This is a genomic window from Gordonia sp. (in: high G+C Gram-positive bacteria) (assembly GCF_049299075.1).
Lineage (GTDB): Bacteria > Actinomycetota > Actinomycetes > Mycobacteriales > Mycobacteriaceae > Gordonia.
Map to the genome: position 1 here is coordinate 1 of NZ_JBAQWU010000146.1, position 8,785 is coordinate 8,785.

Annotated in this window: 7 protein-coding genes; 6 read left to right on the forward strand and 1 reads right to left on the reverse strand. The window is 66.9% G+C overall.

Going from position 1 to position 8,785, the window contains the following annotated elements:
* The first annotated feature begins 206 nt into the window (after positions 1-206).
* From WAW85_RS04960 to WAW85_RS04985, 6 genes are all read left to right on the forward strand, one after another.
* Positions 207-2,483, forward strand: a complete 2,277-nt coding sequence (locus WAW85_RS04960; RefSeq protein WP_422558534.1) for an MMPL family transporter — start codon at positions 207-209, stop codon at positions 2,481-2,483.
* A 238-nt stretch (positions 2,484-2,721) separates the two neighbouring features.
* Positions 2,722-3,963 (forward strand): sensor histidine kinase, encoded by a 1,242-nt coding sequence (locus tag WAW85_RS04965; RefSeq protein WP_422558535.1) that lies wholly within the window; start codon positions 2,722-2,724, stop codon positions 3,961-3,963.
* Complete coding sequence (locus WAW85_RS04970) at positions 3,960-4,628, forward strand: response regulator transcription factor (RefSeq protein ID WP_422558536.1); 669 nt, start codon at positions 3,960-3,962, stop codon at positions 4,626-4,628. The genes WAW85_RS04965 and WAW85_RS04970 overlap by 4 nt, the downstream gene beginning before the upstream one ends.
* Before the next feature lie 115 nt (positions 4,629-4,743).
* Positions 4,744-6,363, forward strand: coding sequence for a circularly permuted type 2 ATP-grasp protein (locus tag WAW85_RS04975; protein ID WP_422558537.1), 1,620 nt, complete (start codon positions 4,744-4,746; stop codon positions 6,361-6,363).
* Entirely contained in the window at positions 6,360-7,328 is a 969-nt protein-coding gene (locus tag WAW85_RS04980; RefSeq protein WP_422558538.1) for an alpha-E domain-containing protein, read from the forward strand. The genes WAW85_RS04975 and WAW85_RS04980 overlap by 4 nt, the downstream gene beginning before the upstream one ends.
* The gene (locus WAW85_RS04985) at positions 7,325-8,173 is read left to right on the forward strand and encodes a transglutaminase family protein (protein ID WP_422558539.1); all 849 of its coding nucleotides are present in this window, start codon (positions 7,325-7,327) and stop codon (positions 8,171-8,173) included. Before WAW85_RS04980 ends, WAW85_RS04985 begins: the two co-directional genes overlap by 4 nt.
* Positions 8,174-8,185: 12 nt before the next feature.
* Here WAW85_RS04985 and WAW85_RS04990 read toward each other — a convergent pair.
* The coding region (locus WAW85_RS04990) for a hypothetical protein (RefSeq protein WP_422558540.1) at positions 8,186-8,785 on the reverse strand (600 nt) is incomplete at its 5' end.

Here is an 8,785-nt window from a genome sequence, read left to right on the forward strand (position 1 = left end):
CTTCTGTCGAATGGTTCGGCGAGCCGACGGTGTCGGGTTCACCCCGAGCCCGTCGAGGGGTCGAAGGACCGCGGCTCTTCCCGGCAGGCGTACCGCAGTTGCGGTAGGACCAAACACCGCGCTGGGACGACGCGCGTAGGCACGCCTTCTCGGAGACTGAGAGTGCAGTCAAAACCCGCGTCGCGCCACGAAAGGCTTGAATACCGATGTCTACGTTCCTTGCAAAGTTGGGGCGGTTCAGTGCCCGCCACCGGATGGTGGTGGTGGGAGTCTGGCTCGCGGTCCTGCTCGGCCTGACGGGCATGATCGCCGTCAACGGGATGGGTGATTCCGCCGAGGACACTATTCCGGGGTCGCGCGCTACTCAAGCCCTCGAACGCATGGACCAGGAGTTCCCTTCAGCAGGTGGCGGCGAGGGAACGCAGGAACTGCAGCTGGTCTTCCAACCAGCGGGCGGCTCGGTGTCCGATCCAGCTATTGCCGAGGAAATCCGTGCGGTGGTACAGGAGGCCGGCTCGCTGCCTGACGTAGGCACGGTCAGCGATCCGTTCGACCCGAACGGCCGCTATAGCTCACCGGACGGCACGCTCGCGGTGTCGACGTTGACATACGTGGGACTTGACGACACCGAGCAGGAGGTCGCTTACGAGGCCGCGCTGAAATTTCAGGAGTCTGCGCCCGCTGACCTCGGCGTCGAACTCGGGGGGAACCTCGTTCCGTTGGGCTCAGAGCAGGGCATCGGGGAGATCATCGGCGTACTAGCGGCGTTCCTCGTGCTGCTACTGACCTTCGGTACGTTGCGCGCTGCCGGCGCCAACCTCCTCACTGCGGGGGTGGGGGTAGGCGTCGGCCTGCTCGGCATATTCGCGTACGGCTCGATCAGCGCCATCAGCGCGAACGCGATCATTCTGGCCTCCATGCTCGGACTCGCGGTCGGTATCGACTACGGGCTCTTCGTCCTCTCCCGCTTCCAGCATGAGCTACGCAGCGGCAGGAACGTCGAGGATGCCATCGCGCGGGCAACCGGAACCGCCGGAACCGCCGTGGTGTTCGCCGGCGCCACCGTGATCGTGGCCCTGGTGGCACTGTTGGTCGCCGGGATCGGTTTCATCACCGCGATGGGATTCGGTGCGGCATTCGCCGTCGTCATTGCCGTCCTGATGTCGCTCACTCTGCTTCCGGTTCTCCTCAAGACCATGGGAGTCAAGGCCCTCCCCAAACGGCACCGTCGCGACCTTGCCGAGGGACGCCTGCTCGACGACAACACTCCGACCACCCCCGGTCTGGCCCGCCGGTGGGGCACCTTCGTCGTGAATCGTCCGATCGCCTGCCTCGTCGCGGGAGTCGGCATCCTCTGCCTCGTCGCCGCGCCGATGCTCAGCATGAAGACCGCCTTCAGCGTCCCCGGCGGAGCTGACCCAGAATCGACTGAGCGCACGGCGTACAACCTCGTCCTCGACGAGCTCGGCGGCGTTCAGAGCCCCCTGATCGTCCTGGCCGAGGGCAAGGATGTGGCAAGCAGTACCGACGCCCTCACCTCGGCTCTCGCCCAGATGCCCGGCGTTTCCAGCGTGACCCCGACCCAAATGAGTGAGAGCGGCAACCTTGCCCGAGTGACGGTGATCCCGACCGGTGGACCGATCGACGACTCCACCACAGACCTCGTCCACACGATCCGCGACAACAGCACCACCATCGTCGACGGCGTCACCCTCGAGGTCACTGGCGAGGCGGCGATCGGCATCGACCAAACTGCCGCCCTGAACGAGGCGCTCATCAAGTACATCATCGTCATCGTGCTGATCTCGATGGCCTTACTCGTGCTGATGTTCCGCTCGATCCTCATTCCGGTGATCGCCACCGTCGGCTACCTCCTCTCCGTCCTGGCCGCCTTCGGTGCTAGCACCGCCGTCTTCCAGTGGGGGTGGAACTTCCCGCTGATCCAGGCCGCTCAGGGCGACCCCATGATGAGCCTGCTTCCGATCCTTCTGGTCGGCGTGATGTTCGGCCTGGCCATGGACTACCAAGTGTTCCTGGTCTCGCGAATCAAGGAGATGTACGACCGGGGTATGACGCCGAAGGACGCGATCATCGAAGGCTTCTCCCGAGCCGCACCCGTCCTGGTCGCCGCCGCGACCATCATGACCGTCGTGTTCGCGGGCTTCGCTTCGGCGACCTTCACAATCGCCGCGTCGATCGGGTTCGGGCTCATGGTGGGTGTGATCGCGGACGCCTTCATCGTTCGCCTCGTCCTCATGCCTGCACTGATGTCCTTGCTGGGCAAGTCCGCCTGGTGGCTGCCGACATGGCTGGACAAAGTGCTGCCGCACATCGACACCGAGGGACACGCACTGGACCGCACGAGTGAAGACTCCGCCCGGCAACGCGGCCCGCAGATGTCTGAACACCCCGGAGTCGAGCCGATGACTGGCGTGGGCGCCGGCGCCCGAACCCCGGAGCCGGTTCACCATCCGGTGGGCTGAGACCGAGGAACCCGCCTACTGCACGGGCCGCCCTACCCCGGGGCGGTCCGTGCAGTCGGCGAATAACGCCACGGGGCCGGCGCGTGCGGCACGATGAAGACTCGACCGGTCCACAGTGAACGCCCCCCGGCGCCGCCACCGGTACCGCACCACCGAAAAGGAAGCGCCCGTGCCCAGCACACATCGGGAGGGACTCCAGGAGCGCCACTGTCAACGTCGCTCCTGGGTGTACCGCTCCGTGACTCTCGTGGCGCTCGGCCTCATGTTGTTTACCGTGTTCTTCCGCGAAGGCGACGGCCCCACCGCGCCCAGCGCGCCGCTGCTGGCGTTCACCGTTCTGGGGTGGCTGCCGCTGACGGTCCGCGGCCGGTGGCCGCTACCCGTACTGGTCGCGACTGTCATCGTCGCCGCCGCCCAGATCATCATCGTGCCACTGCTCGACCCCGGCTGGGATGCGGCCGTTGGCATCGCCGCCTACCAGCCCGTGCCCATCGCCACCACTGTCGCCGCGTACGCCGTCGCGGTACGCCCGGACGGTCGCCGCTGGGGACCGGGGACAGCCGCCGCCCTCGTACTGCCGATGGTGTCCATCCTTGTGAGCGGGACCGGCCACCTGTGGACCGCCCTCGTGATGAGCAACCTCATCCTCGACGGCACCCTCGCCGGAGCCCTCGTCGCCGGACGCCGCGACCGCATAGCCCGCGACGCGCAGGAACGGCTCGACCTCGCTCACCGGGAAGTCGAAGCCGAACGGCTCCGCATCGCCCGCGAGTTGCATGATGTGCTCGCCCACCACCTCACCCTCGTCAACGCTCAAGCCGGCGTCGCCGACTACCTCCTGCGCAGTGACCCCGCGGCGGCAGCCCAAGCCTTGGATGGCATGACCCGCCACACCCGCCAGGCCCTCGACGAGCTCCGCGCCATCGTCGGTCTGTTGCGCCACGCCGACAACCCTGACCAAGACCCCAACGCTGCACACCTGGACGATTCTGGCGACATCCGCAGCGCCGACCCGCACGCCGATGCAGGGGCTACCGAGCAGACCCGGCCTCCACTACCGACGCTGCAACGTCTGCCCGAGCTGCTCGCGACGGTTCGCGGTGCGGGCCTTCACGTGCACCTGCACGAGTCCGGGACGCCCGCCGAGCTAGCGCCCGGCCCAGACCTTGCCGCCTACCGCATTGTGCAGGAAGCGATCACCAACGCGGCCAAACATGCGCCCGGCCAGCCCGTCGACGTCGCCCTGACGTGGACGGGGCACCACCTGAGGATCCGGGTCGCCAACCACGTCGCCGCCGACGCCCCGATCAACACCACTGGGTCCGGTCACGGTCTCCTGGGCATGACCGAACGCGTCCACTCAGCTGGCGGCACGCTGCGCCTCGAACGTCCCACCGAGGTCGATGGCGATTTCGTCGTCACCGTCAACCTGCCTACCGAAACGGCCCCCACCGATTCCTCTGTAACGGAGCTTCCATGACCATCCGAGTCCTCCTGGCCGACGACCAAGCCCTCCTGCGGGCCACCTTCCGGCTCCTCCTCGACGCCATCGCTGACGTTGAGATCGTCGGCGAAGCATCCACCGGGATCGAGGCCGTCGAACGAGTCCGCACCGAACGCGCCGACGTTGTCGTCATGGACATCCGCATGCCCGAAATGGACGGCATCGAAGCCACCCGGCAGATCACCGCCGATGAGTCACTGGCCGGGGTCAAAGTGCTCATCCTCACCACGTTCGAAACCGAGGACCTCGTCATCAAGGCGCTGCGAGCTGGCGCCTCGGGGTTCCTGGGCAAGGGTGTTGAACCCGCAGCCCTCATCGACGCCATCCGCACCATCGCCGCTGGTGAGTCGTTGCTGTCACCGCTGGCCACCACCGCCGTCATCGAACGGTTCCTCGCCCATACTCCGGCCACCGTCCGGCAGGACGACGAGCACGCTCCCCTCACCGCTCGCGAACGGGAACTCACCACGCTGGTCGCCACCGGCCTGAGCAACGAACAGATCGCCGAACGGCTCTTCATCAGCCCGGCCACGGTCAAAACGCACGTCAACCGAGCCATGATGAAGACCCACTGTCGTGATCGAGCCCAGCTCGTTGTCTACGCCTACGAGACCGGCCTGGTCACTTCACGTCGCCGCTGAGGCAACTCCCCTACGCCCGGGGCTTCGGGGCCGGGCTGTTTCATTTGTGTTTCCAACTGCGCAGTAGTCCTACTTTCGGCGCGCGCAACCCCGCCCGGTCGGGCAGGATTCGTCTATGAACCCGTCGTCCTCCGCTATCGGTGCCGCCGCCTTCGCGCATTACGACGCCGGCCTGGACCAACTCGCCCTCGACGAGATGTTCCGCCCGGACGGCTCGGTACGACCGCCCTATCGCGGGATCGCGACGGCCATCGCGGAACTGGAACCCGCCAATCTGGTCGCCCGCCTGGATGCCCTGGGCCGCGCCTTCATCGATCAGGGCGTCACCTTCTCCCTCTCCGGGCAGGAACGGCCCTTTCCCCTCGATCCGGTGCCCCGGATCATCGGTGCCACCGAATGGTCCCGACTGGAAGCCGGGATCACCCAGCGCGTCCGGGCCCTGGAGATGTTCCTCGACGATATCTACGGCGAGCAGGCCATCCTCGCCGACGGCGTGATCCCGCATCGGCTGATCTACTCGTGCGAGCACTTCCACCGGCAGGCCGCAGGCATCCGTCCACCCAACGGTGTCCGGATCCACGTCGCCGGCATCGACATGGTGCGCGACGAGAAGGGCGATCTGCGCGTCCTGGAAGACAATGTGCGCTCCCCCTCCGGTGTCTCCTATGTGATGGAGAACCGCCGCACGATGGCCAGCATTTTCCCCGACCTGTTCGCCACCCACCGGGTCCGTGCGGTGCGCGAGTACCCGCGCCATCTGCACCGCGCCCTGCAGGCGTCGGCACCGTCGAATGTCACCGATCCGACGGTGGTGGTGCTGACTCCCGGCGTCGCGAACTCCGCCTACTTCGAGCACAGCCTCCTCGCCCGCCAGATGGGTGTGGAGCTGGTCGAGGGCCGCGATCTGTTCTGCCGGGACAACATCGTCTACATGCGCACCACCGACGGCGAGACCCGCGTCGACGTGATCTACCGCCGGATCGACGACATCTACCTCGACCCGCTGCAGTTCCGGCCCGACTCGGTCCTCGGCGTCGCCGGCCTGGTGAACGCCGCCCGCGACGGCAACGTGGTGATCTCCAGCGCCATCGGCAACGGGGTGGCCGACGACAAACTGGTGTACACCTACGTCCCGGACATCATCGGCTACTACCTCAACGAGAAGCCGCTGATCAAGAATGTCGAGACGCTCCGGTGCTGGCTCCCCGACGAGCGCGAGGAGGCGATCGGGCGGATCGACGAGCTCGTGATCAAACCCGTCGAAGGCAGCGGCGGTTACGGAATCGTCTTCGGGCACCAGGCGACGCGCGACGAGCTCGCCGAACTGATCGCCAAGATTCGGGCCAACCCGCGCGGCTGGATCGCCCAGCCGGTGGTCCAGCTCTCGACCAATCCCACGATGGTCGGCGACACCCTGAAACCGCGGCACGTCGACCTGCGGCCGTTCGCCGTGAACGACGGCGAGTCGGTATGGGTGCTCCCCGGCGGCCTCACTCGCGTCGCACTGACCGAAGGATCCCTGGTGGTCAACTCGTCCCAGGGTGGCGGCTCGAAGGACACCTGGGTGCTCACCACGCCGTCCTCCACGGAGGAGGCCGAAGGCGTCGGCGACGCACTCGACGACGTCGATCTGCCACCGGTGGTCGTGCCGCCGCCGATGGAGCCGCCCCCGTCGGTGTCCGTCGAACAGCAACAGCAGCAGCAACAGCAGGTGCTGACGGAGGGAGTTCGATGATGCTGGCGCGCAATGCCGACTCACTATTCTGGATCGGTCGATACGTCGAGCGCGCTGACGATATGGCGCGCATTCTGGACGTCGCCGTACAGCAGTTGCTGGAGGATCCGACCGTCGACACCGATCACATGGTCGGGCACGTGATGGCGGTCCTCGGCTTCGACGCCGGGCACAGCCCGCACTCGGTGTGGAGCCTGGCCGACTCCGTCGCGTACGACAGTTCCAACCCCGGATCAATCGTCGGCCTGCTGACCGCCGCGCGCGAAAACGCCCGGGGCGCCAGGGAAGTGATCTCCAGCGAGATGTGGGAATGTCTCAACGCGACCTATATGGGGCTCGGGGAGGCCGAGCGCCGCGCCCGCCGCCTCGGCCCGCACGACTTCCTCACCCACATCAAAGGCCGCGCCGCGATGTTCGCCGGTCTGGCCGACGCGACCCTCAGCCACGACGGTGGACACAGCTACCTGCTGGTTGGCCGGTCCATCGAACGCCTCGACATGATCGCGCGCATGCTGCTGTCCCGTTCCGGCGACCGCGCCAGCTCGCCGTCGTGGATGAGCGTGCTGATCGCCGCAGGCGCGCAGGACACGTACATCCGCACCTACCGCGGTGCGGTGAACGCCGAGAACGTCGCCGAATTCATGGTGCTCGACCGCCTGTTCCCGCGCTCGGTCTTTCACACGCTGAAAGTGGCCGAACGCAATCTCGCCGAACTCGATCACCGACCCGATCGGGTCGGCGGCCAATCTCGCGCGCTCACCCTGCTCGGCCGGGCCCGCAGCACGCTGGAGTTCATCGACCCGTCCGCCCTGTTGCGGGAGCTGCCCGAGCGGCTCCTGGGCCTGCAGGAAACCTGCCGAGCGGTGAGCGAGTCCATCGCCGAGGAGCACTTCCACTTCGCGCCCTACGTGTCGTGGACCGACACCGGCCTTGCGGTGGGGCACGACGGGGAGGCCAACCGATGACCGCCCGGCTGCGCGTGGTGCATACCACCGGCTTCACCTACACCGAGCCGGTCACCCTCTCCTACAACGAAACCCGGCTCACCCCGCGCAACGACGGGCACCAGAGCATCGTCGTCGAACACGTCGACACCACCCCGGCAGCCCGGCACTACCGGTACACCGATTACTGGGGTACGCAGGTGGTGTCGTTCGATCTGCACGGCGCGCACGATCGGCTGGAGATCACCGGCACCGCCGTGGTCGAGACCGAACCGGCCACCCGCCCGACCGAGTGGCTCGACACGACCTGGGAACAGCTCCGGTCGGCGCCGATACTCGACGAGTTCGATGAGATGCTCACGGCCACGCCGTATGCCCCGCATACCGGCAAACTGACGAAGTTCGCCGCAAAGGCAGCCGGCGACCTACCGCCGACGATCGCCGCCGAAGTGGTCGTCGCCGCAGTGCATGACGAGATGACGTACATGCCGGGCACTACGGAGGTGCACAGCACCGCCGCCGACGCGTGGAAGCATCGGTCCGGCGTCTGCCAGGACTACGCGCACATCACCCTGGCGATGCTCCGCAGCCTCGGCATTCCCGCACGCTACGTATCGGGCTACCTGCATCCGAAGGCCGACGCAGAGGTCGGCGAGACCGTCGACGGCGAGAGCCACGCCTGGGTGGAAGTGTGGACCGGCGGGTGGTGGGGCGTCGACCCGACGAATGACAAGTTGGTGAGCGATCACCACATCGTCATCGGCACCGGCCGCGACTACACCGATGTGCCCCCGGTCAAAGGCATCTACACCGGTGGTGCAGGTTCCGAGCTTGACGTGTCGGTGCGGATCACCCGCCTGGCATGACGGCCGTCCCGGTCAGCGCGTCTTCTCGACGACCCGATTGACCGCCTTGACGAAGACCTCGTTAAAGACGGCCTCGTCGACGGGTTGGGTGCCGGCGCTGCGGTACTGCACGGTCACCAGGTAGCCGTTGACTGCGGCCATCCCGAGGCGGGCCAGGCTCTCGTTCGCAGGCATCCCGGTCATCTCCACACTGCTGCGCTGGTCGACAACCAGAACGTCGCTCGCCTTGACCGGGGGCGCGGTGACGATCGCCTGCTTCACGCTGACCTTGGCCCCCGCCAGTTCGCCCTCCGTGAACTGGGCGCCGATATTCGCGCACTTGCCGGTGACGCTGGCTCGCTGCTTGGCGATGGTGGCCCCGGACGAGGCGACGCTGGAGGAGAGGGCCTCGGCGCCTTTGGTGGCAACGGCGAGACCGACCTTGTCGGCGTCGAACCTCTCCGGCAGCAGATTCAGCTGCGCGCACGAGCTCGGCGTGAACTTCGCCGACTTCGTGGTGTTCAGTATTTCCTGCGCAATCTGCTCGACCTGGCCGGTGGATACTTCCTGCACCGTGAATCCGGTGGGGAACTGATCGGCCGGAAGCACCAGCTCCTGCACATTGGCATGGGC

Excerpts from the sequence above, each read along its gene's own strand:
- WAW85_RS04960 (WP_422558534.1), top strand. The coding sequence starts at position 207 with ATGTCTACGTTCCTTGCAAAGTTGGGGCGGTTCAGTGCCCGCCACCGG.
- WAW85_RS04970 (WP_422558536.1), top strand. The coding sequence starts at position 3,960 with ATGACCATCCGAGTCCTCCTGGCCGACGACCAAGCCCTCCTGCGGGCC.
- WAW85_RS04975 (WP_422558537.1), top strand. The coding sequence starts at position 4,744 with ATGAACCCGTCGTCCTCCGCTATCGGTGCCGCCGCCTTCGCGCATTAC.
- WAW85_RS04980 (WP_422558538.1), top strand. The coding sequence starts at position 6,360 with ATGATGCTGGCGCGCAATGCCGACTCACTATTCTGGATCGGTCGATAC.
- WAW85_RS04985 (WP_422558539.1), top strand. The coding sequence starts at position 7,325 with ATGACCGCCCGGCTGCGCGTGGTGCATACCACCGGCTTCACCTACACC.